Genomic DNA, 22,577 nt, shown 5'->3' on the forward strand with positions numbered 1-22,577 from the left:
CGCAGGCGCTGCCCCCCTCCCGTGGGACCGGGGGCCGGGGCCGACCGGTCAGACCGTGCGCGGCGCCTTCGCGAGGTTGGCCTCGAGCTCCTCGCGGTTCTGCCGCACCACGTAGGCGGGGCGGTCGCGCTCGACACGCCAGGACTCGCTCAGCGGCGTGATCGCGACGGTGTCGAAGCCGAGGCGGTCGTAGAGGTCGGTGACGAAGTGCACGGCCTCGGGGTAGTCGCTCGACGTGGCGAGGGCGCGGCGGTCGTCGGTGCCGGCGGGCGTGCCCGTCGTCGTGATGTCGGCGGCCATGATGTGGTTGAAAGCCTTGACGACCTTCGAGGTGGGGAGGTGCTTCTGCAGCATCTCGCTGACCGTCGTCTCGCCCTTGTCGAGCGCCTCGATGCGGCCGTCGCGCTCGAAGTAGTAGTTGTTCGTGTCGAGCACGATCTTGCCGGCGAGCGGCTCGACCGGCACCTGCTCGAGGTTCTTCAGCGGCACGGTCACGACCGCGATCTCCGCGGCCTCGGCCGCCTCCTGCGCCGTGGCGGCGCGCGCCTTCGGGCCGAGCTCCGCGATGAGGTCGGCGAGGGTCTCGGGACCGCGCGAGTTGGCGATCACGACCTCGTCGCCCTGGGCGAGGACCGCGCGCGCGACCTGGCTGCCGATGTTGCCTGCTCCGATGATTCCGTAAGTGGTCATGAAGAAGGGAACGCCCGCGGAGGAGAGGAATTCCGTCGTGGTGCGCACTCCCACGCCGCGTCCAGGCACCGCGGACGCGCGTCGCCGCGATAGGTTCGAGCGTCCGCTGACGAACGACCCCGGAGACCGCGATGCCGCAGTTCGACCTCCCGCTCGAGCTCCTCGAGCAGTACCAGCCCGACCTGCCGGAGCCCGAGGGCTTCGCGGACTTCTGGCGCGAGACCATCGCCGAGGCCCGCGGCCTCGCGACCGAGCCCGTCTTCGAGCCCGTCGACGCCGGCTTCCCGCTCCTGGAGACCTTCGACGTCACCTTCTCCGGCTTCGGCGGCCACCCGATCCGCGGCTGGCTGATCCTCCCCCGCGGCGTCGAGGGCCCGCTCCCCGCGCTGGTCACCTACATCGGCTACGGCGGCGGCCGCGGCCTGGTCGACGAGTGGACCGGGATGAGCGCCGCCGGCTACGCGCACCTGGTGATGGACACCCGCGGCCAGGGCTCCGGCCACCGCGGCGGCGACACCCCCGACCCGGTCGGCAGCGGCCCGCACGTGAGCGGCTTCATGACCCAGGGCATCGAGTCGCCCGCGGACCACTTCTACCGCCGCGTCTTCACCGACGCGGTCCGCGCACTCGACGTGCTGCGCGCGCACCCCGCCGTCGACCCGGCTCGCGTCGCCATCTCGGGCGGCAGCCAGGGCGGCGGCATCTGCCTCGCCGTCGCCGGTGTCCTGGGCCTGCTCGGCGAGTCGGAGTCGGCGCGCGCCGCGATCATCGACGTCCCGTTCCTCAGCCACATCGGCCACGCCGTCCGGATCGTGGAGACCATGCCCTACGGCGAGGTCGTGCGCTACCTGCGCACTCACCGCGGCTCGGAGTCGTTCGTCTTCGACACCCTGTCCTACTTCGACGGCACCTCGTTCGCCCCGCACGCGGAGGTCCCGGCGATGTTCTCCGTCGCCCTGCTCGACGAGATCTGCCCGCCCTCCACCGTCTACGCCTCCTACAACCGCTACGCCGGCCCGCGCGAGATCCGCGTCTACCCGTTCAACGGCCACGAGGGCGGCGAGGTGTTCCAGATCCGCGAGCACGTGCGCTTCCTGGCCCGCGAGCTGGCGTAGGCGCGGCCGACGCACCCGACGCGGCTCAGCCCGACTGCGCGTCGAGCATCGCCGTGCCGATGCGGTCCTCCAGGTCGGCCAGCTCGTCGAGGACGTCGACGGCCACCCAGGCCTGGTCCCGCTTGCGGTCGGTCAGCGGAGTCAGCACGCCGGCGGCGACGAGCTGCCCGATCGCCGCACCGACGCTCGAGGGCGCCCGTCCGGTCAGCTCGATCGCGCGGGCGGTCGTGACGATCGGGTGGTCGAGCAGCCCGTCGAGGAGGAGCGCCGCCGCACTCCCCGCGCGCGGCCGGACGGCGGCCCACCACGCCGCCGGGAGCGCCTCGAGGACGGCGGCCGTCCGGGCCGATTCGGGAGCCGCGACCGCGCAGGCCCGCGCGAGCTCGTCGACGAAGGGCGCGAGCGCGCCGTCCCGGTAGTCGTTCACCAGCTCGAAGTAGCGCTCGCGATCCGCGACCAGCGCCGACGCCACGGGGACGACCGTGGTCCGCGTCAGCCCGCGCCGGCGGAGGATCGCGGTGATCAGCGCGCGGCCGATGCGCCCGTTGCCGTCGGTGAAGGGGTGGATCGACTCGAACTGCGCGTGCGCGATCGCGGCCTGCACGATCGGGTCGAGGTCGCTCCGATTCGAGAACCGGATCAGGTCGGCCATCAGGGCCGGGACCGCCCCGGGCGGCGGCGGGACGTGCACCGCACCGCGCGGGGAGTGGTCGCTGCCCCCGATCCAGTTCTGCATGGGCCGGTAGGCCCCGGCGTAGCGCGCGTCCACGGGGTCGTCGGACATCAGGACCCGGTGCGCCGTGAGGATCGCGGCCTCATCGATCAGGCCGGTCCGGCCGGCGGCGTCGACCATGCCCGTCATCGCCTCCGCAGCGGCGACCATCGACGTCGCACTGGAGTTCGCCCGGATGCCGACGGTGGCGCGGGCGAAGTCCTCCAGACTCGCCTCTTCGTCCTCGATCTTCGAGGAGGAGATCGCCTCGGTCCGGAGCAGGAGCCGACCGAGCACGCCGAGCCGGTTCCCGTACTCGGCGTCCAGGGCGATGACCGCGTGTCTGGCATCGTCGAGAGCCGGCCGGGAGGCGGGCGGCGGCTCCCAGGAGGACTTCGCGATCAGCGGCGGCAGGGCGACCACGACCTCGCTGAGCATCCGGTCCGCGCGCGTGCCGGCGCGCACCGACTGCCGCCAGGGGCGCGTCTCGTACTCGTGCGCCGGCCACTCGGACGTCATCGGGCTCCCTTCGACAACCCGAATCAGCGGGTGCGCTGATTCGGGTTAACCCTACAACCCGAATCAAAGGCCGCGCTGTTTCGGGTTGCGCGGGCAGTCCGACGGCCATCGCTTTGTGACGTCGTGCGACGACAGCGGTGCCGATTCCCGGCTGCACTGGGCACGATCGAGGGATGACTCGCCAGATCCGCTTCAACGCCTTCGACATGAACTGCGTCGCCCACCAGTCCTCGGGCATGTGGCGCCACCCTCAGGACCAGTCCTGGCGCTACAAGGACCTCTCCTACTGGACCGATCTGGCGAAGCTGCTCGAGCGGGGCACCTTCGACGGCATCTTCATCGCCGACGTCCTCGGCACGTACGACGTCTACGGCGGCTCGAACGAGGCCGCGATCCGGCACGGCGCGCAGGTCCCGGTGAACGACCCGATCCTGCTCGTCTCGGCGATGGCCGCGGCGACCGAGCACCTCGGCTTCGGCATCACGGCCGGCACCGCCTACGAGCACCCGTACCCGTTCGCGCGCCGCATGTCGACGCTCGACCACCTGACCAAGGGCCGCGTCGGCTGGAACGTCGTCACCGGCTACCTGCCCAGCGCCGCGCGCAACATGGGCCACGAGGATCAGCTCGAGCACGACGACCGCTACGACGTCGCCGACGAGTACCTCGAGGTCCTCTACAAGCTGTGGGAGGGGTCGTGGGAGGACGACGCCGTGATCCGCGACCGCGAGTCCGGCGTGTTCACCGACCCGGCGAAGGTGCACGAGATCGGCCACCGCGGCAAGAACTTCACCGTGCCCGGCATCCACCTCTCGGAGCCGTCGCTGCAGCGCACCCCCGTCATCTACCAGGCGGGCGCCTCGCCCCGCGGGATCCGCTTCGCGGCGGGCAACGCGGAGGCGATCTTCGTCGCGTCCTCGACCAAGGCGGGCCTCAAGGCCACCGTCTCGCGGATCCGCGACGCGCTCGAGGCGGCCGGCCGCGACCGCCACTCCGCGAAGATCTACACGCTGCTGACGATCATCACCGACGAGACCAGCGAGAAGGCGCACGCGAAGCACCGCGACTACCTCTCCTACGCGAGCGAGGAGGGCGCTCTGGTCTTCATGTCCGGCTGGATGGGCATCGACCTCTCGCAGTACGACCTCGACGAGCCGATCGGCAACGTGAAGAGCAACGCGATCCAGTCGACCGTCGCCAACTTCCAGGAGGCGAACGAGGACGGCAGCGAGTGGAAGGTCCGCGACATCGCCAAGCTCGGCGCGATCGGCGGCCTCGGCCCGTTCATCGTCGGCTCACCCTCCGAGGTGGCCGACCACCTGCAGGAGTGGGTCGAGGACACCGACGTCGACGGCTTCAACCTCGCCTACGCGATCACCCCGGGCACCTTCGAGGACGTCGTCGAGTTCATCGTGCCGGAGCTGCGCCGCCGCGGCGCCTACCCCGACGAGTACGTCGAGGGCACGCTCCGCCAGAAGCTGCACGGCCGCGGCGACCGCCTGCCGGAGGAGCACCTCGGCGCGGGCTTCCGCTACCGCGCGGACGCCTGACGCGGGGTCTCGATACGCCCCTGCGGGGCTACTCGACCAGCATGAGGCGCAGCGGGCGTATCGAGACCTCCCACCGCACGCGCAGAAGCACCCCGCCGCAGTGCGCGACGGGGTGCTTCTGTGCGTGGGCGAGGAGCGTCAGCCCTCGAAGGTGGCGTCGAGGGTGATCTCGACTCCGGTGAGCGCCTTGCTGACGGGGCAGGTGTTCTTCGCGTCCTCGGCGGCCTTGAGGAACGCGGCCTCGTCGATGCCGGAGACCTCGCCGCTGACGACGAGGGCGATCTTGGTCAGCTTGAAGCCGCCGGCCGAGTCCGGGCCGAGCGAGACGTCGGCGCGGACGTCGAGCGCCTCGACGGTGCCGCCGGCCTGGCCGAGGACGGCCGAGAACTGCATGGCGTAGCAGGCGGAGTGCGCGGCACCGAGGAGCTCCTCGGGGCTGGTCGAGCCGTTGGCGTCGTCGGCCGCGCGCTTGGGGAACGAGACGTCGTAGGTGCCGAGCTTCGAGCTCGAGAGCTCGACCTGGCCCTCGCCGGTCTCGAGCGAGCCGTTCCAGGCGGTGCGTGCAGAACGAGTGGGCATGGTTCCTCCTTCGGGACGGGGAGCACCTGCCGTACCGGCGCTCTCCCTGGGGTTCAGAGCCTAGGGGAACGATCGTTCTCCTGCAATGCGCTGGCGCGGAACGTCGCCTCGGACAGCACCGGATCAGTGCAGCAGCTTCAGCCCGATCACGCAGCCGACGATCCCGAGGACCAGCAGCGTGCGGACGAGCGAGAAGCCCTCGCCGCCGAAGAACATGCCGTAGAGCACGGTCAGCGAGGCGCCGATCCCGACCCAGACGGCATAGGCCGTGCCGGTGGGCAGGTCGCGCATCGCGTAGGCGAGCCCGGACAGACTGGCGACGACGCCGACTCCGAAGATCACGGACGGCCAGAGGCGGGTGAACCCCTCCGACTTGCCGAGGGCGGTGGCCCACACGGCCTCGAGGACACCGGAGACGATCAGGACGATCCAGGACACGACGACTCACTCCTTCGAGTCAGTCTTGTCGTGCTGCCGGGTACTGCTCCCTCGTCCGGTTCGCCGTCATCGGCTCCCGCCAGCCTGTCACCGCGCCCTGGGCAGGCCCTGGGCAGCGCGGCCGGCGCGGGGAAGTGACGCTAGGCGAGGACCCGGTGGCCGCCGCCGCGCTGCCGTGCCATCTCGGCGCCGAGGCGCTCCGCCTCCTCGCGGGAGTCGTGGCGGGTGAGCGGGACGGCGGCGCCCGCGATGCGGTTGTGCCAGCCGGCGTCGTCGGCGTAGGTCTCGATCGCGGCGATGCGGTCGCCGGTGGTCCTGCTGGTGTGCGCACTCAAGGGCGCCTCCGTCTCTCCCCGTCTCTCGGAGAGACCGGGCCCACCAGACAACCCCGCACGGCGCCGTCGGCCACAGGGGGTTGACGGCCCCGAGGGCCGGGGAGAAGGCTCAGCCCGCGACGGAGGCGGCGGGATCGAGGTGGTCGGCCAACGCGTCGAGCGCCTGGTCCCAGCCGTCGTAGAACGAGTCGTCGCCCTGCTCGCCGTCGACGCCGGCCAGCTCGAAGGTGAGCCGGGTCAGCTCGCCGGCCGAGCGGATCGACACGGTCACGACGGGCGCGTCCGCGTCGCCGGGCTCGCCCCAGGTGAAGACGAGCTTCTCGGGGGCCGTGATCTCGCGGTAGACACCGCCGGTCGGGTAGGTCTCCTCGCTCGCGGTCGAGACCATCGTGTAGGCGTAGCGGCCGCCGACCTTCAGGTCGACCTCGACCGACTCGCGCGGAGTGGTCAGCCCGCGCGGGTGCCACCACTCGGCGATCTCGTCGGGGTCGGTCCACGCGCTCCAGATCTCCTGGGGCGTCGCGTCGAACAGCCGGGTGAGGGTGAAGCCCTGAGCGTCGTCGGTCATGGTCGTGCTCCTTGCTGAGCGTCGGAAGGGATGCGCGCGAGCGTACTCCGGAGGCCTCCGAGGCTCCTCCACTCGGTCCCCCGCGCGCAACGCGGACCGTGCTGATGGAGTAAGCACGCAGCGGCGTATCGAGACCTGCCGTGCTGAGACGGGTGGATCTCGATACGCCCGCTGCGCAAGCTACTCGATCAGCATTCAGGGTCCGCTGCGCGGGTCACTCGACCAGCATGTGGGGCCTCGGGTGCACCCGCTCAGCTGCCGAGGCGTCTCATCAGGCGACGGTGGAAGATGCGCCACCCGAGCGTGCACACGACGCTCCGGCGTCGGCCAGGGCTAGCATGGTGGCACACCCCCGGATACCTCGGTTACCGGTTAGAAGGCCCCGCTTCGGCGGGGCCTTCGGAATTTCCCCTCAGGGGGCGCTGCGCCCAGGCGATGGGACGGCGGAAGACCCTTCCCCTGCTGTCGACGAGCTCCGACGGGAACTGCGACTCCGCCAGCACCGCGTCCGTGACGTGACCGACGAAGGCCGGGGCGGTCTTGACCAGCTCCTTCGAGCTCCGGGCCGAGGGCATCGGGAAGATGATGCCGAAATCGTGTCCTGACTCCCGCAGGATCTGCAGCGGCGGCACCTGATCGGAGTCGTTCGAGAGCAGGACGTAGATGTCGGCCAGGGAGAGGTGGGAGTCCGCGACCATCCGCGCAGCGAGGTGAACGTCCGAGCCCTTCTCCTCCGCTTTGCGGACCTTGACCTGCACGTACCGCCCGGTCGCCGGATCGATCACGAGCGGGACGGCGTCCATCCATCGGTTGTCGTTCCGGAACGTCCCATAGTGGATCGACACCAGCGGGTCCGTCCCGAGCGCCCGGAGATAGGTCTGCTGCCGCACGGGGGCCCGCACGTCCGTCGACATCCCCGGGCGCACGTTCGCCGTGAAGTACCTGACGAACGTCACCTCGTGGTCGGGCATGATCGCCTGCGCCGCCGCCCGCAGATCGAGCCACTTGAGATGCGGCTTCTCGTCCAGTGCTCGTCGGTACAGGTTGAAGCCGTCGACGTAGACGCGCGCCGTCGGCTTCCCTGTCATGGGGACGGAGCTTAGGACTCGCTCTCGCAGATCGTGCGCAAAGTGGCATCGATGTGCGCCACAGGCCCTTCAGCCCGACCTCCTTCCCGGGTCAGCTGCCGAGGCGGCCCGTCAGGCGGCGGTGGAAGCCGGTGCTGCGCTCGTCGAGGCCCTCGATGGTGACGGTGGCGCCGTGGTCGCGGTACTTCGTCTCGATGGAGTCGAGGGCGGCGACGGTGGAGGCGTCCCAGATCTGGGCGCGGCCGAGGTCGATGACGACGACGGACGGGTCGTCGGAGTAGGCGAAGCGGTCGACGAGGTCGTTGCTGCTGCCGAAGAAGAGCGGGCCGGTCACGGTGTAGCGGACCGACTCGCCGTCGTCGGCGAGGGCGCGCTCGACCGCGATGACGTGGGCGACACGGCGGGCGAAGAGGATCATCGCCAGGATCACGCCGACCAGGACACCCAGCGCGAGGTTGTCGGTCGCGACGACGACCACGACGGTGACGACCATCACGAGCGTCTCGGGCACGGGCATCCGGCGCAGGGTCGAGGGGCGGAGGCTGTGCCAGTCGACGGTGCTGATCGCGACGATCATCATCACCGCGGCGAGCGCCACCATCGGGATGCGGCCCATCACCGAGCTGAGCCCGGTGACCAGCGCGAGCAGGAAGACGCCGGCGACGATCGTGGAGATGCGGGTGCGCGCGCCGCCGGTCTTCACGTTGAGCACGGTCTGGCCGATCATCGCGCAGCCGGCGATGCCGCCGTAGAAGCCGGCGAGCAGGTTCGAGACGCCGAGCGCCCAGGACTCGCGGCCCTTGTGCGAGGGGGTGCCGGTCATCTCGTCGACGAGCTTGGCGGTGAGCAGCGTCTCCATCAGGCCGACGAAGGCGACGCTCAGCGCGGTCGGCAGGATCAGCTGAAGGGTCGCGAGGTCCAGCGGCACCAGGAACGGGGTGATGCCGGGCAGCTGCCCGGTCAGCGGTCCCTCGTCGGCGACGTCCGGGACTGCCAGGTTCGCCAGGATGACGACGGCCGTCACGACGACGATCGCGACGAGCGGGGCCGGCACCGCGGTGGTGAAGCGCGGCAGCACGAAGATGATCAGCAGGGTCGCGGCGAAGAGCGCGTAGGCGATCCACGGCACATCGATCACGTGCGGCACCTGCGCCAGGAAGATCAGGATCCCGAGCGCGTTGACGAAGCCGATCATCACCGAGCGCGGGATGAACCGCATCAGCCGCGCGAGACCGGCGAAGCCGAAGACGATCTGGATGACCGCGGCGAGGATCACCGTCGGCAGCACGTACTCGACGCCGTGCTCCGAGACGAGCGGCGCGATGACCAGCGCGACGGAGCCGGCGGCCGCGGTGATGACGCCGGGGCGCCCGCCGAGGATCGACATGGTCAGCGCGAGGACGATCGAGGCGACGAGGCTGACCATCGGGTCCACTCCCGCGACGACCGAGAAGGAGATGACCTCGGGCACCAGCGCGAGCGTCGTCACCATGCCGGCGAGCACCTCGCGGGAGAGCTGGCGCGGCGAGCGGAGGGCGTCGAGGACGGTGATCGCGCGGTTCGCGGCGGCGGGGCGGGGCCCGGGCAGGCTGGTGGGGCTGGTGGGGACGGACACGACGGTCTCCAGGGGCGGACGGGCTCGGCGGGAGCGGCGGTCGGAAGGGGAGGAGCGCGGCGTCGCGCGAGCCGGGCCCGCGCACGGGGAGAATGGTGCGGGACCCTCGACGGCAAACCTACCGCAACGTGAGGGTTCACCGGGACGGAGAGACGATGGCGGACGACCGCACGACCGAGCTGACGGCCGAGGAGGTCGAGGCGACCATGCGCATCGGCGAGCTCGCCGACCGGTCGTCGCTGTCGCTGCGGACGATCCGGCACTACGACGAGGTCGGGTTGCTCCGGCCGAGCGGGCGCACCGAGGGCGGTTTCCGCCTCTACACCGAGCGCGACTTCGACCGCCTGCTGCTCATCCGCCGGATGAAGCCGCTCGGCTACACGCTCGACGCGATGACCGAGCTGCTGCGCGTCGTCGACAGCCTCGAGCAGGCGCAGACCCCGGAGGAGACCGCCGCGATCCGCGCACAGCTGGCGGCGTTCGAGGAGGAGGCGTCGCTCCGCCGCGCGAAGCTGCAGGACCAGCTGGCGATGGCGGACGAGTTCCTCGCCCTGCTCCGCGCGCGCTGAGGCGGCGAGCAGGGCGAGGCGATCGGCCGGGCCCGGCTACAGGATGAAGAGCATCTCCTGGTAGGTCGGCAGCGGCCACAGGTCGTCGGCGATGAGGCCCTCGATGGTGTCGGCCGCCTCGCGGACCGCCGCCATCGCCGGGATCAGCGCGGCGCGGGCGTGCTCCGCCTCGGCGAGGGCCGTGTGGCCCGGCTCCGCGGCGAGCGCGTCCTTCAGGGCGGCGAGCGCCGTGCGCAGGTCGGCGATCGGCGCGCTCACCTCGTGCAGCGGCGCGAGATCCGGCTCGACTCCGGCGGCCTTGAGCGCGCCGACGTTCAGCGCGACCTCGGTCTGGTGCCGCACGGCGGCCGGCAGGATCGAGGTCGTGCCCATTTCGAGCGTGAGCCGCGCCTCGACACCGACCGACAGTGCGTACTGCTCGAGGCCGATCTCGTAGCGGCTGTGCATCTCGCGGTGGTTGAAGACCTTGTACTTCTCGAAGAGCTCGAGGGCGGAGTCGGTGATCAGCTCGGGCAGGGCGTCGAGCGTCGTGCGCAGGTTGGCGAGGCCGCGCTTCTCGGCCTCGATCGGCCAGGCGTCCGCGTAGCCGTCACCGTTGAAGACGACCGCGCCGTGCTCGGTGATGATCGCGGTCAGGAGGTCCTGCACCGCGGTGTCGAAGTCGGTGCCGGCGGCGACCGCGGTCTCCAGCTCGGTCGCGGCGAAGTCGAGCGACTCCGCCATGATCGTGGCGATCGTCACCATCGGGCCGGCGACCGACTGCATCGAGCCCGGTGCGCGGAACTCGAAGCGGTTGCCGGTGAAGGCGAACGGGCTGGTGCGGTTCCGGTCGCCCGGGTCAGTCGGGAGGATCGGCAGGGTGTCGACGCCGATCTGCATCGCGCCGCGCCCCTTCGACGAGGTCGCCGGGCCCTTGGCGAGCTGCTCGAAGACGTCGGCGAGCTGGTCGCCGAGGAAGATCGAGATGATCGCGGGCGGGGCCTCGTTGGCGCCGAGGCGGTGGTCGTTCGAGGCGGAGGCGACGGAGGCGCGCAGCAGCCCGCCGTAGCGGTGCACCGCGCGGATGACCGCGGCGCAGAAGACCAGGAACTGGGCGTTCTCGTGCGGGGTGTCGCCGGGGACGAGGAGCGAGCCGAGCTCGCTGTTGCCGAGCGAGAAGTTGACGTGCTTGCCCGAGCCGTTGACCCCGAGGAAGGGCTTCTCGTGGAAGAGGCACTCCATCCCGTGCTTCTTCGCGACCGACTTGAACGTGGTCATCAGGAGCTGCTGGTGGTCGGCGGCGATGTTGCCGCGCTCGAACATCGGGGCGATCTCGAACTGACCCGGCGCGACCTCGTTGTGCCGGGTCTTCGCGGGGATGCCGAGCTTGAACAGCTCGCGCTCGGTGTCCATCATGAAGCCGAGCACGCGCTCCGGAATGGCGCCGAAGTAGTGGTCGTCGAACTCCTGGCCCTTGGGCGGCTTGGTGCCGAAGAGGGTGCGGCCGGCGTTCAGCAGGTCGGGGCGGGCGAGGAAGAAGTGCCGGTCGATCAGGAAGTACTCCTGCTCCGGTCCGCAGAACGAGACGACGGGCTTGGGCGCGACGTGGCCGAAGAGCTTCAGGATGCGGACGGCGTGCTCGCCCATCGCCTGCTGCGAGCGCAGCAGCGGCGTCTTGTGGTCGAGGGCCTCGCCGGTCATCGAGACGAAGACGGTCGGGATGCAGAGGGTGTTGCCGTTCGGGTTCTCGAGCACATAGGCCGGGCTGGTGACGTCCCAGCCGGTGTAGCCGCGGGCCTCGAAGGTGTTGCGGAGCCCGCCGTTGGGGAAGCTCGACGCGTCGGGCTCGCCCTGGACCAGGGTCTTGCCGGCGAACTCGGCCAGAGCGGAGCCGTCGCCGACCGGCTCGAAGAAGCTGTCGTGCTTCTCGGCGGTGAGCCCGGTGAGCGGGTAGAAGACGTGCGCGTAGTGGGTGGCGCCCTTCTCGAGCGCCCAGTCCTTCATCGCCGAGGCGACGGCGTCGGCGACCAGCGGGTCGAGCACGGCGCCGTGCTCGATGGTCGCCATGACCGACTTGAAGACCGACTTCGGCAGACGCTGCCGCATCACGATCGTGCTGAAGACGTTCGAGCCGAAGATCTCGCCCGGAGCCTCGGTCTGATCGAAGACGACCGCGGGCGGGACGTAGGCTTCGACGTCCTTGATCGCGTCGCGGCGGACCGTGTTCCCACTCATGTGTGCCCCGTTCAGCGGCGTCGTGCTCCGCGCCGACCGCGGAGACCGTGGCCAGGCTAGGGAGCGCAGATGCCGGGGCTGTTTCGGGGCGGTGACGTTCTCCCCCCGGCCTGTCGCTCTCCCGCGTCTGATTGCATGGGGGGATGAGCCTGCAGCGGACCGACGTGCTGGTCGTCGGCGGCGGACCGGTCGGCGTGCTGCTGGGCGCGCTGCTCGCCCGGCGCGGGGTCGACGTGCAGGTCTGGGAGCGGCGGACCGCGGTGCCCGCCGGCTCGCGGGCGATCGGCATCCATCCGCCCTCGCTCGACGCGATGGCCGAGGTCGGTGCGACCGAGCGGATCCTCGCCGAGGGCGTCCGGGTCGCCGAGGGCGTCGCGGTGAGCCGGCGCCGGGTGCTCGGAGCGCTGTCGTTCGCGCGGGCCTCGCGCACGCATCCGTACGTCGTCACCCTCGATCAGCACCGCACCGAGTCGATCCTGCGCGAGCGGCTGGAGGCTGCGGCGCCCGGTGCGCTGCGCTCGGGTGTCACGCTGACCGGGCTCGACCGCGGGCGCGACCACGTGGACGCGACCGGGGCGGACGAGCACGGCGCTCCGGTGACGGTGCGCGCCGCCTTCGTGGTGGGCGCGGACGGGGCGCGCAGCGCGGTGCGCGAGCTGCTCGGGATCCGCAGCACGGGCCGCGACTACCCCGACTCCTACGTGATGGGCGACTTCGCCGACCCGGAGCCGGCCACGCGGGCGTCGTCGGCGCTCGTCGACGTCGGGCCGGACGGCGTGGTGGAGTCGTTCCCGCTGCCGGGCGGGCGGCGGCGCTATGTGGCGCTCGCGGGTGACGACCTGGTGGCGCCCGCGTGGCGGCCGGACGCGGCACCCGATCCGGCCTCCGCCCTGGCGCTCAGCACCGTGGTGCGGGCGCGGACCGGCGCCGCGCCGGACCCGGCGACCTGCACGATGCTCAGCGGCTTCCAGGTGCGGCGGCGCGCGGCCGAGCGGATCGGCGTGGGCCGGGTGGTGCTGATCGGGGACGCGGCGCACGAGATCAGTCCGATCGGCGGGCAGGGGATGAACCTGGGCTGGCTCGACGCGGCCGAGCTCGCGCCGCTGCTCGCGGACGCGGTGCGCAACGGCTCGGCCGGGCCGTTCCCCGCGTTCGCCCGGCGGCGGATGCGAGTGGCTCGGCGCGCGGCGCGGCAGGCCGAGCTGAACATGGCGGCGGGCCGGCCGGTCGGCGGCGCGGGGCTGCTCGGGCGCGAGGGACTGCTACGGACGCTGCTGGCGCTGCCGACCTCGGACCTGCTCGCGCGGGTGTACTCGATGCGGTGGTCGTAGGGCTGCTGGTGGGGGGCCGGCTCAGGCGACCAGTCGAGCGCCCGCCAGGCCGAGCTCGACGACGAGGACGAGCGACGAGGCGATCACCAGGCGGAACAGCGTGCGGGTCGGCGGGCCGGTGAGCACCAGGCGGATGCCGGCGGCCGCGAGGACGAGGACCGCGACGGTCGCGACGACGGCGAGGACGACTCCGGGGCCGCCGACCGGATCGTCGCCGACGACCTGGCCGAGCAGCACGAGCACCGCGCCGAGCATCAGCGAGCCGAACGCGACGACGCCGGAGAGGCGCAGCCCGAGGCGGTGCGGGAAGCCGCGGACGCCGGTCGCCTCGTCGTCGACGAGGTCGGGGAGCACGTTGGTGCAGTGGATCGCGACGCCGAAGACGGCGCCCGTGGCGACCGCCCACCAGGCCGGCAGCTGGCCGCCGCCCGCCGCGACGGAGACGACGGGGAGCAGCCCGAAGGCGACGAGGAACGGGACGACGGAGAACGCGGTGCGCTTGAGCCCGGCGTCGTAGGCCCAGCCCGCGGCGACGAGGACGAGGTGCGCGACGGCGGCGACCGGCCCGAGCAGGAGCGAGAGCACGACGGCGACCGCGGCGGTGCCGAGCGCGGCGGCGCGGACCTCGCCGACGCTGATCCGGCCGAGCGCGACGGGCTTGTCGGTGCGGCCGACGGCGCGGTCGCGGTCGGCGTCGATCCAGTCGTTCGCCAGCCCGATCGAGAGCTGCCCGGCGAGCACGGCGAGCGCCACGAGGACGACGGTCCCCGGTGCGTGCCCGGACGCCGCGGCGAGCACGGTCGCCAGCACGGTGACGGTGACCGTCGGCCCGGGATGCGACGAGGCCAGCAGGAGGCGCACCCGGGACGTCATCCGGCCAGCCTACGGCGGGCGTGCGCGCGGCGCCTTTCCGTCCGGCGACGAGGGAAGGAAGGACCCGCCTCTCTCCTGCTGGTCGAGCAGCGCGCAGGGCGCCTCTGCCGGAGACGCCGCTTCGCGTCTCGGAAGAGAGGGAGGACGCGGTGGCGTCCCGTTCATGCTGGTCGAGTAGCCCCGCAGGGGCGTATCGAGACCCCGCCCTCCAGCGCAGTGACTCCTCCACAGCCCCGGTACAGCCCCCGATCGTCCCGCTGCACCCTGGAGCCGCCCCGAGTGTCAGTGGTCCCTGTTTCAATACATGTATGACGGAGTTCGGATCGACGGAAGAGGTGCTCGAGCACCTGCGGGGGCTCAGCGACCGTGCCGCCGCAAGCGCCCGCGCCGCCGCCCATCCGCGTCTCGCCGAGGCCCGGTACCTCTACGACTTCCATCGCACTGCACTCGCCCACCCCGACGCCTTCGCCCGCGGCGCGACCCCCGGCGAGACCCGCGATCTCGTCGAGCGCTCCATCCGCGCAGAGCTCGCGGTCGCGGAGGGTCTGTCGGAGCAGGTGATCGCCCGCCGTCTCGAGAACGCGCAGCTGCTCTTCGAGCACCTCCCGCTGACGCGCGAGCTGCTCGCGCAGGCGCGCCTGCACTGGGAGGAGGGGGAGGCGATCTGCGCGATCGCCAGCAGCCTCCCCGAGGGGTCCCGCGCCACTCTCGATGAGCGCGTCGCGGAGGCGGCGCCGTCGATGACGCTGACGCAGCTGCGCCGAGCTCTGCGTCGCTGGCGGGAGGAGCTGCACCAGGAGTCCCTCGCGGCGCGGCACTCCCGCGCCCGGACGGACCGGGCGGTGTGGGTCACGCCGGACGTGGACGGGATGGCGACGCTCTGCCTGTACGGCCCGGCCTCTGCGGTGATGGGCGCCTACGACCGTGCCGACCGGATGGCCCGTTCTCTGCGCGATGCCGGGGATGTGCGCACGCTCTCGCAGCTTCGCGCGGACGTCGCCGTGGATCTGCTCTGCGACGGCGACATCTTCGGCACCACTCCCGACGCCGAGGACCGGCCCGACCCGACGTTCGTTCCCGGTGTCCGGGCGGAGGTGCGGCTCACGCTCGCGGCGTCCACGGCCGTGGATCTGGACGACGAGCCCGCGGAGTTGGACGGCTACGGCCCCGTCCCTGCCGACGTCGCGCGGGAGCTGATCCGGACGGCGGCGTCGTTCACCCGTGTGCTCACTGAACGGGATACCGGTGCCGTCGTCTCCGTCGGCCGGACCCAACGCGTCCCGCCGTCGCGGATGCGGCTGCATCTGCAGCTGCGGGACCAGACCTGCCGCTTCGCAGGCTGCCAGCGCACCTCCGCCCGCAGCGAAGCCGACCACACGATCGAGTGGCGCAACGGCGGCGAGACCTCGCTCGAGAACCTCGTCTCGCTGTGCACGGCGCATCATCACCTCCGGCACGGCGACCGATGGACGTACACGAAGGACGACGACGGGACGATCGTCTGGACGACCCCGACCGGCAGGCGCGTCATCAACCGGCCGCCCCCGCTGCCGGGGCGGCCGCCGGACCCACCTCGGCGACCCTGCTTCGTCGACCCGCCGCCCCCGTTCTGACGGTTGCATGCTGGTCGAGTAGCCCTGAATGGGCATATCGAGACCCACCACCGTCAACAGGGCGGGTCTGCAGACTCCCGTTCTGACGGTGGTGGATCTCGATACGCCCGCTCCGCGGGCTACTCGATCAGCATGGTGTCACCCGTGTGTACAAGGTGAACCTCTCCAGGAGGCCTACCGCGATCGGGCGCGCCTCCGCCGAGGCGCACAGGGGAACCCCAGAAAGGTGCCAGGCGGCGCATCGGGTCGGAGCCGTAGGCTCGGAGCGTTCTGAAACCGCTCCTACACCCCGGGGGCGGCGACCCCCACGACGCCAAGGACGACGCCGATGAACCGCATGCCGAGCAACCGCACCACCGTGATCACCGCGCTGGCCTGCGGCCTGTTGCTCTCGACCGGAGTGGCCGCCCAGGGCGCCGCCGCCGACACGGCCACCGCGTCGCTCGAGGACCACCTCGGGCCGGACAGCGCCGCCGGCGACACCCTGCTGGTGAACGGGCGCGCGTACCCGCTGCAGTAGCGGCCGGCTCTCGGCCGCGCCGTGCGCCCGGCTGAGTAGTTCTCTCCAGGCCGCCCCGAACGGGTGGTACCCGCTCCCTGTGAATCTCATCACACTGAGGAGCCTTCTCGACGAACGTGGTTCTGCCGCGCTCGGGTCCCGCAGGCACCGCACTGCCACCCGCTCGCCGCTCGCCCTGGAGTCGTCATGCCCGAACACCGTCCCACCCGCGCGCGGGCCCTCGCCCTCGCCACCGCCCTCGCGGTCGGCTTCGGGCTGCTGGTCGCACCGGCGGCTGTGGCGGCGGAAGCCGCGCCCTCGGCCGCGCCGGTCTCGGAGACCTCCGGCCAGTGGCACACCGATGAGCCAGCTGCTCGCCAGGCCGCTCCGCAGGCTGCTGATCCGCGGGCGCTCGTCGCCGCCACTGCGCCCGCGAACGACCTGCGCGAGAACGCGACCGCAGTGACGACCCTGCCGTTCTCCACCGTCGCTCCCTACGCAGGAGCGACGCTGTCCGACGGGGAGAACTCCACCTGTCGCACGACCGATCCGGACTTCTCTGAGTTCTTCACCTACGGATACGGCTCGATCTGGTACCAGTACGTCTCGACGAAGAAGCAGACTCTGACCTTCGGAGGTTCCGCGGACCAGGAGACGACGCTCGTCAGCGCTTTCGCCGAGGGGCCGACCACGGACGCGACCCGCATCAGCTGCACGGAGACCGGGTACCGCGAACGCAACCACGTGCAGGCGGAGGCCGGGAAGACCTACTACTTCCAGGTCAGCCTTGCCTACTACTCGCCCGAGACCGAGGGCCCGAAAGACGTCGAGTTCTTCCTCTCCGCCAGTGCCGCCGTCCCGAACACCACCTACTCGTCGGCGTCGGTGATCTCGAGCGTCCCCGCAACGATCCAGGGGTCGACGGCGAAGATCGACAACAACTGGTACCAGCCCTACGCGGGGTGCGAGTACAACCCCTTCATGGGCTCGGTCTGGTACAAGTACCGCGCACCTTCGACCGGAAGCGTCGAGGCCGACCTCGGCGACAGCTTCTCGCCGGTGAATCTCGGGGTCTACGAATCCGACGGCGTCACTCCGGGAGCGATGCTCGCCTGCCCCTACCAGTTCACCGATACGGGCAGCACGGGTGAGTACGACTACTCCTTCGCTCGGGCCAATGCCAGCTTCGCTGTGCAGGCCGGCAAGACCTACTTCCTGCAGGTCTCCAACTTCGACTTCAGCAAGGGCGACTTCGTTCTGACGCTCGCTAACGTCGGCACTCTCACTGCGCCGACGCCGACCATCAGCGGCTCCGGGGCGATCGGAGACACTCTGACCGCCGTCCCCGGAACGTGGGGTCCGCAGCCTGTCACCCTCAGCTACCAGTGGCTGAGCAACGGCTCCCCGATCGACGGTGCGACCGGCTCGCAGTACGTCGTGACCGACTCGCAGTACTACGGCGGCCCGTTCAGCGTCGAGGTCACCGGGACAAAGGCCGGATACGCGAAGGCGACGCGCACCAGCGCCGCCCTTCCGCTCGCTCTCAGCTCGCTCACCAACTCCGTCCCGGTCGTCACCGGGTCGGCCACCGTCGGCGGAACGCTCACCGCGAACCCGGGCAACTGGGGCCCGGCTCCCGTGAGCCTCGCGTACCAGTGGAAGCGCAACGGGACCGCGATCGCCGGCGCCACGGGGAGCAGCTACGTCGTCGTCTCCGCCGACTCCGGGACCGCGCTCACCGTCAGCGTCACCGGCACGAAGTACGGGTACACGACCGCGACCCGCACCAGCTCGGCCACCCAGGTCGGGCTGCCGCTGCAGACGCTCATGCCGACGCCGACGATCACCGGCAGCACGACCGTCGGGTCGACGCTCACCGCGAATCCGGGCACCTGGGACTCCGGCGTGACGCTGAGCTACCAGTGGAAGAAGAACGGCGGCACCTACATCTCCGGGGCCACCGCGAAGACCTACGTCCTCAAGGCCTCCGATGCCGGCGCGACGCTGACCGTGAGCGTCACCGGCACCAAGACCGGCTACTCCCCCGCGACCAAGACCAGCGCGACGACCGCGGCCGTCACCAACGGCGCGGTCATCACGGGAGCCACGCCGACCATCACCGGCACCGCGACCGTCGGGCAGAAGCTCACCGCCGTTCCCGGCACCTGGACGCCCTCGCCCGTCACGCTCGCCTACCAGTGGCAGCGCAACGGCACCGCGATCAGCGGCGCCACCGCGACGACTTACACGCTCGTCGCGGCCGACGCCGGAGCGGCGATCACCGTCGCCGTCACCGGCACGAAGTCCGGCTACACCGCGGTCACGAAGACCAGCGCCGCGGTCACCGCGAAGGCGGCGCTGCAGACGCTCATGCCGACGCCGACGATCACCGGCACCACGAAGGTCGGCTCGACCCTCACCGCCAACCCCGGCACCTGGGACTCCGGCACGACGCTGACCTACCAGTGGAAGAAGAACAACGGCGTCTACATCTCCGGGGCCACCGCGAAGACGTACGTGCTCAAGGCCTCGGACGCCGGCGCCACGATCACCGTCTCCGTCACCTCCACGAAGACCGGCTACTCCCCCGCCACGAAGACCAGCGCCACCACCGCGCTCGTCACCGGCGGCGTCCTCACCGGCGCGACCCCGACGATCACCGGAACCGCGAAGGTCGGCCAGACCCTCACCGCGGTGCCGGGCACCTGGAGCCCGGCACCCGTCACGCTGACGTATCAGTGGAAGCGCGCCGGCAGCGCGATCTCGGGCGCGACGTCGGCGACCTACAAGACGGTGTCGGCGGACGCGGGCAAGGCGATCACGGCGACGGTCACCGGCACGAAGGCGGGCTACACGACGCTGAGCAAGACCAGCGCGGCCAAGACCGTCGTGAAGTAGCGGGCCGTGAAGAACAGCACCGTCGTGAAGTAACCCCCCGGACACCTGAGGGGGGCCGGGGCGTGCGAGGCTTGATGGTCGCCGCCCGCCCCACCTCCCTCAGGACACCGTGAACACCCCTCCGCGCACCAGCTCCAGCACCCGCACGACCGCCCCCGCCGCCTTCCCCTGGATCGGCCTGCTCACGCTCGCCGGCGCCGTCTTCGTCTCGGTGACCAGCGAGTTCCTGCCGACCGGCCTCATCCCGGACATGTCGCGGGACCTCGGCGTGAGCATCCCGCTGACCGGGCAGCTGGTGACGATCTTCGCGGCGACCGTCGTCATCGCGACGACCCCGCTGACGCTCGTGACGCAGCGGTTCTCGCGGAAGAGCCTGCTCCTCGTCGCGCTGTGCACGATCGCGGTCGCGAACGTGCTGGCCGCGCTCGCGCCGACCTTCGCGCTGCTGGTCGGCGCGCGCATCCTCGGTGGGCTCGCGCACGGGCTGTTCTGGGCGATCGTCGCCGCCTACTCGGCGCACCTCGTTGCTCCGGAGCACCTCGGCCGGGCGACCGCGATCACGGCCGGCGGCGGCTCGGCGGCCTTCGTCCTCGGGGTGCCGGTGGGCACCGCGCTCGGCCACGCGTTCGGGTGGCGTCCGACGTTCGCGATCCTCGGCGCGATCGTGCTGCTGCTCGCGCTGCTCGTGGTGAAGTTCCTGCCCGCGGTCGACCACAGCATCCCGCTGCGCACCGGCGAGATCCGGCTGCCCGCCCGCAAGGACCGCAGCCTGCCGCGCATCATCGGCGTCTGCGTCGTCATCCTGCTGGTGCTGATCGGCCAGAACACCCTCTCGACCTACGTCACGCCATGGCTCGAGAACGCGTCGTTCTCCTCCGACAGCGTCCCGCTCCTCCTCTTCGCGTTCGGCGGCGCGGGCGCGGTGGGCCTCGTGCTCGCCGGCTTCGCGACCGACCGCTTCCCGCGCTCCGGCTTCGTGGTCGCGGCGATCGCCGTGGTGCTCGCGCTGGTCGCCCTCGGGCTGGCCGCCGGCTCGCAGGCCACGGTCGCGATCGTCGTCGCGGCGATCGTCTGGAACATCGCGTTCGGCGGCATCCCGGCGATGCTGCAGACGCGGATGCTGCGCACCTCCTCGTTCCAGCTGCGCAGCCTCGCCGCGGCGCTGCAGACGACCGCGTTCAACATCGGCATCGGCGGCGGCGCGATCGTCGGCGGACTGACCATCGACCTGAGCGGACTCGATCTGCTGCCGTGGGTGGCGATCGTGATGATCGCGGTCGGGCTCGTGGTGAGCCTGGTCGTGGAGGCGCGGGCGACGAGCGCGGTGCGGCGCGAGCAGGCCGCGGCTGTCCGATAGGGCGAGGCGCCTCCTCCCCGCGGACGACGAACTGCCCGACGAGTGCGGGATAGCGTGAAGCGCATGAGTCAGAGCACGATCCCCGTCCCCGGCCAGCCGTACTACGGTGCTCCTCCGCTCGCCGCGATCCGGCGCTTCTTCTCGCAGTACGCGCGCTTCCGCGGCAGGGCGAGCCGCGCGGAGTACTGGTGGATCATCCTCGCGGGGACCCTGCTGAACCTCGCGCTGCAGCTGCTCGACGGCTCGGAGCCGGGGCTGCAGCTGTCGTTCACGCCGTTCCGCTCGGGCGAGCTGGACTTCGCGACGCCGTGGGTCGCCGTGCTCGCCGGGGCGATCGCGCTCGGCACGCTGGTGCCCTCGCTCGCGCTGATCTGGCGACGGCTGCACGACGTGAACCACAGCGGGATGTGGATCTTCGCGCTGTTCATCCCGATCGCGGGCGCGGTGTTCCTGCTGATCCTGTTCGTGCTGCCGCCGCGGCCGGAGGGGATGCGCTTCGACTGATGCTCGCGGTGTCGCTCGCGCCCTCTACGGTGAGGGCGTGACTGCGCGCGGCAACGACTTCGACGCCCTGCGGCTGGTCGCCGCGCTGATGGTCGTCGTCGGGCACGGCGCCGTGCTGCTCGGCGAGCCGGCGCCGCGGCTGCTCGGGCTGCCCGTGCACTCGCTCGGGGTCTCGGTGTTCTTCTGCGTCAGCGGGTACCTGATCGCGGGGAGCATGGAGCGGGCGCCGAGCGCGGGGAGGTTCCTCTGGCACCGGGTGCTGCGGATCTTCCCGGCGCTGATCGTCGTGGTCGCGGTGAGCATGCTCGTGCTGGGGCCGCTGGTGTCGTCGCTGCCGGTCGGGGAGTACTTCTCCTCGCCGCAGACCTGGGCCTATGCGCTCAACGTGCCGCTGCTGGCGCAGTACGAGCTGCCGGGCGTCTTCGACTCGGCGGTGCACGCGCGGCCGGCGGTGAACGGCTCGCTCTGGACGCTGGGGGTGGAGTTCTGCTGCTACCTCGGGGTGCTGGCGCTGCGGTGGGTGCCGGGGCGGGGGCGGGCTCGCGGGGTGCTCGCGGTGGTGGCGCTCGTGGGGCTCGGGGTCGTGACGGGGCTGGGCGGAGCGCTCGGGTCCTCCGCGGAGCTGTGCGCGTTCTTCGCGGCGGCCGCGGCGGTGCGGCTGCTGGTGCCGGCCGTGTGGCTGCGCTGGCCGGCCGGCGTCGTGTCGCTCGCGGTGCTGCTCCTCGCGGCCGGGACTCCGCTGCAGCAGGTCGCGCTGTGGGTCGCGCTGCCGGTGCTCGTGATCGTCGCGGGCACCGGATCGCTGCCGGTGCTGCGGCGAGCGGCACGGTTCGGCGACTTCTCCTACGGGCTGTACCTGTGGAGCTATCCGGTGCAGCAGCTCGTGCTCGAGGTGCTGGGGCGGCTGCCGATGGCGGCGAACCTGGCGCTCGTCGTGGCGGTGACGCTCCTGCTCGCGGTGGCGTCGTGGTGGCTGGTCGAGCGGCCGGCGCTGCGCTGGAAGGACGCGCGGCTGCCGGCGTGGCTCGACGCGGCGGCCCTGAAGTCGGGCACGTGAACCCGGCTCCGGCACGCCGGAATGGGCCGATTCGACGTGCCGGAGGTGGATCCGCGAGCCGAAGGTCGGCGGCACCGAAGTCCGGCACGTGAAACGGGCTCGGGCACGCCGGAATCGTCGGATGCGGCGAGCCGGGGACGAATCCGCGAGCCGAAGGTCCACGGCACCGATGCTCGGCACGTGAGACCAGCCCCGGCACGCCGGAACGGGCGGATCCGACGTGCCGGGGGTGGATCCGCGAGCCGGAGGTCGGCGGCACCGAAGTCCGGCACGTGAAAGCGGCTTCGGCACGTCAGAATCCCGGATTTCGGCGTGCCGGGGGTGGATCCGCGAGCCGGAGGTCGGCGGCACCGAAGTCCGGCACGTGAAAGCGGCTTCGGCACGTCAGTACGGGCGGATTCGGCGTGCCGGGCTGCGGAGCGGGTGCATCGAGATCCACCGGCGTCAGAACAG

General features: G+C 71.6%; 20 protein-coding genes and 1 riboswitch. Of the genes, 10 read left to right on the forward strand and 10 right to left on the reverse strand.

The features are described from left to right. Positions 1–48 precede the first annotated feature (48 nt). Positions 49–690, reverse strand: coding sequence for an NADPH-dependent F420 reductase (locus tag EDF22_RS15380; protein WP_123705948.1), 642 nt, complete (start codon positions 688–690; stop codon positions 49–51). Positions 691–821: 131 nt separating this feature from the next. Here EDF22_RS15380 and EDF22_RS15385 point away from each other — a divergent pair, with 131 nt between their 5' ends. Further along, positions 822–1,805: an acetylxylan esterase gene (locus EDF22_RS15385; protein ID WP_123705754.1), complete on the forward strand. Its 984-nt coding sequence runs from the start codon at positions 822–824 to the stop codon at positions 1,803–1,805. A 25-nt stretch (positions 1,806–1,830) separates the two neighbouring features. On the opposite strand, the gene EDF22_RS15390 is transcribed toward EDF22_RS15385, so the two are convergent. Then, on the reverse strand, positions 1,831–3,036 hold the full coding sequence (locus EDF22_RS15390) for a Fic family protein (RefSeq protein WP_123705755.1): 1,206 nt from the start codon (positions 3,034–3,036) through the stop codon (positions 1,831–1,833). A gap of 173 nt (positions 3,037–3,209) precedes the next feature. On the opposite strand from EDF22_RS15390, the gene EDF22_RS15395 reads away from it, so the two are divergent. After that, complete coding sequence (locus EDF22_RS15395) at positions 3,210–4,586, forward strand: LLM class flavin-dependent oxidoreductase (protein ID WP_123705756.1); 1,377 nt, start codon at positions 3,210–3,212, stop codon at positions 4,584–4,586. Between the two features lie 138 nt (positions 4,587–4,724). On the opposite strand, the gene EDF22_RS15400 is transcribed toward EDF22_RS15395, so the two are convergent. From EDF22_RS15400 to EDF22_RS15425, 6 genes are all read right to left on the reverse strand, one after another. Then, positions 4,725–5,165, reverse strand: coding sequence for an OsmC family peroxiredoxin (locus EDF22_RS15400; RefSeq protein ID WP_123444486.1), 441 nt, complete (start codon positions 5,163–5,165; stop codon positions 4,725–4,727). Positions 5,166–5,288: 123 nt separating this feature from the next. Continuing rightward, positions 5,289–5,603, reverse strand: coding sequence for a multidrug efflux SMR transporter (locus EDF22_RS15405; RefSeq protein WP_123444485.1), 315 nt, complete (start codon positions 5,601–5,603; stop codon positions 5,289–5,291). A 13-nt stretch (positions 5,604–5,616) separates the two neighbouring features. After that, positions 5,617–5,682, reverse strand: a riboswitch (guanidine-III (ykkC-III) riboswitch). A 61-nt stretch (positions 5,683–5,743) separates the two neighbouring features. Beyond that, positions 5,744–5,938: a DUF2188 domain-containing protein gene (locus tag EDF22_RS15410; protein ID WP_123444484.1), complete on the reverse strand. Its 195-nt coding sequence runs from the start codon at positions 5,936–5,938 to the stop codon at positions 5,744–5,746. Between the two features lie 109 nt (positions 5,939–6,047). Beyond that, entirely contained in the window at positions 6,048–6,506 is a 459-nt protein-coding gene (locus EDF22_RS15415; RefSeq protein ID WP_123705757.1) for an SRPBCC domain-containing protein, read from the reverse strand. A gap of 365 nt (positions 6,507–6,871) precedes the next feature. Beyond that, positions 6,872–7,594, reverse strand: coding sequence for an NYN domain-containing protein (locus EDF22_RS15420; RefSeq protein ID WP_123705758.1), 723 nt, complete (start codon positions 7,592–7,594; stop codon positions 6,872–6,874). A 91-nt stretch (positions 7,595–7,685) separates the two neighbouring features. Continuing rightward, on the reverse strand, positions 7,686–9,182 hold the full coding sequence (locus EDF22_RS15425; RefSeq protein WP_221180960.1) for a SulP family inorganic anion transporter: 1,497 nt from the start codon (positions 9,180–9,182) through the stop codon (positions 7,686–7,688). Between the two features lie 182 nt (positions 9,183–9,364). Between EDF22_RS15425 and EDF22_RS15430 the strand changes: the two genes are divergently transcribed. Beyond that, positions 9,365–9,778, forward strand: coding sequence for a MerR family transcriptional regulator (locus tag EDF22_RS15430; RefSeq protein ID WP_123705759.1), 414 nt, complete (start codon positions 9,365–9,367; stop codon positions 9,776–9,778). A gap of 36 nt (positions 9,779–9,814) precedes the next feature. Here EDF22_RS15430 and EDF22_RS15435 read toward each other — a convergent pair whose 3' ends face one another. Then, complete coding sequence (locus EDF22_RS15435; protein WP_123705760.1) at positions 9,815–11,992, reverse strand: glutamine synthetase III; 2,178 nt, start codon at positions 11,990–11,992, stop codon at positions 9,815–9,817. A 143-nt stretch (positions 11,993–12,135) separates the two neighbouring features. Between EDF22_RS15435 and EDF22_RS15440 the strand changes: the two genes are divergently transcribed. After that, positions 12,136–13,323, forward strand: coding sequence for an NAD(P)/FAD-dependent oxidoreductase (locus tag EDF22_RS15440; RefSeq protein ID WP_260303498.1), 1,188 nt, complete (start codon positions 12,136–12,138; stop codon positions 13,321–13,323). 21 nt (positions 13,324–13,344) lie between these two features. Here EDF22_RS15440 and EDF22_RS15445 read toward each other — a convergent pair whose 3' ends face one another. Then, on the reverse strand, positions 13,345–14,196 hold the full coding sequence (locus EDF22_RS15445) for a UbiA family prenyltransferase (protein ID WP_123705761.1): 852 nt from the start codon (positions 14,194–14,196) through the stop codon (positions 13,345–13,347). Between the two features lie 308 nt (positions 14,197–14,504). Here EDF22_RS15445 and EDF22_RS15450 point away from each other — a divergent pair, with 308 nt between their 5' ends. The 6 genes from EDF22_RS15450 (at position 14,505) to EDF22_RS15475 (ending at position 22,124) form a co-directional block, all read left to right on the forward strand. Continuing rightward, positions 14,505–15,809, forward strand: coding sequence for an HNH endonuclease signature motif containing protein (locus EDF22_RS15450; protein WP_123705762.1), 1,305 nt, complete (start codon positions 14,505–14,507; stop codon positions 15,807–15,809). Positions 15,810–16,137: 328 nt separating this feature from the next. Then, positions 16,138–16,329: a hypothetical protein gene (locus EDF22_RS15455; RefSeq protein WP_123705763.1), complete on the forward strand. Its 192-nt coding sequence runs from the start codon at positions 16,138–16,140 to the stop codon at positions 16,327–16,329. Between the two features lie 186 nt (positions 16,330–16,515). Further along, complete coding sequence (locus EDF22_RS20930) at positions 16,516–19,206, forward strand: hypothetical protein (protein WP_185038979.1); 2,691 nt, start codon at positions 16,516–16,518, stop codon at positions 19,204–19,206. A gap of 109 nt (positions 19,207–19,315) precedes the next feature. Beyond that, positions 19,316–20,563 carry an MFS transporter gene (locus EDF22_RS15465; RefSeq protein ID WP_123705764.1) on the forward strand — a complete coding sequence of 416 codons (1,248 nt, stop codon included), beginning with the start codon at positions 19,316–19,318 and terminating at the stop codon, positions 20,561–20,563. 63 nt (positions 20,564–20,626) lie between these two features. Continuing rightward, the gene (locus EDF22_RS15470; RefSeq protein WP_123705765.1) at positions 20,627–21,067 is read left to right on the forward strand and encodes a DUF805 domain-containing protein; all 441 of its coding nucleotides are present in this window, start codon (positions 20,627–20,629) and stop codon (positions 21,065–21,067) included. A 37-nt stretch (positions 21,068–21,104) separates the two neighbouring features. Beyond that, the gene (locus EDF22_RS15475) at positions 21,105–22,124 is read left to right on the forward strand and encodes an acyltransferase (protein ID WP_123705766.1); all 1,020 of its coding nucleotides are present in this window, start codon (positions 21,105–21,107) and stop codon (positions 22,122–22,124) included. Positions 22,125–22,577: the final 453 nt, after the last annotated feature.

The organism is Rathayibacter sp. PhB127 (assembly GCF_003751665.1).
GTDB classification, from domain to species: domain Bacteria; phylum Actinomycetota; class Actinomycetes; order Actinomycetales; family Microbacteriaceae; genus Rathayibacter; species Rathayibacter festucae.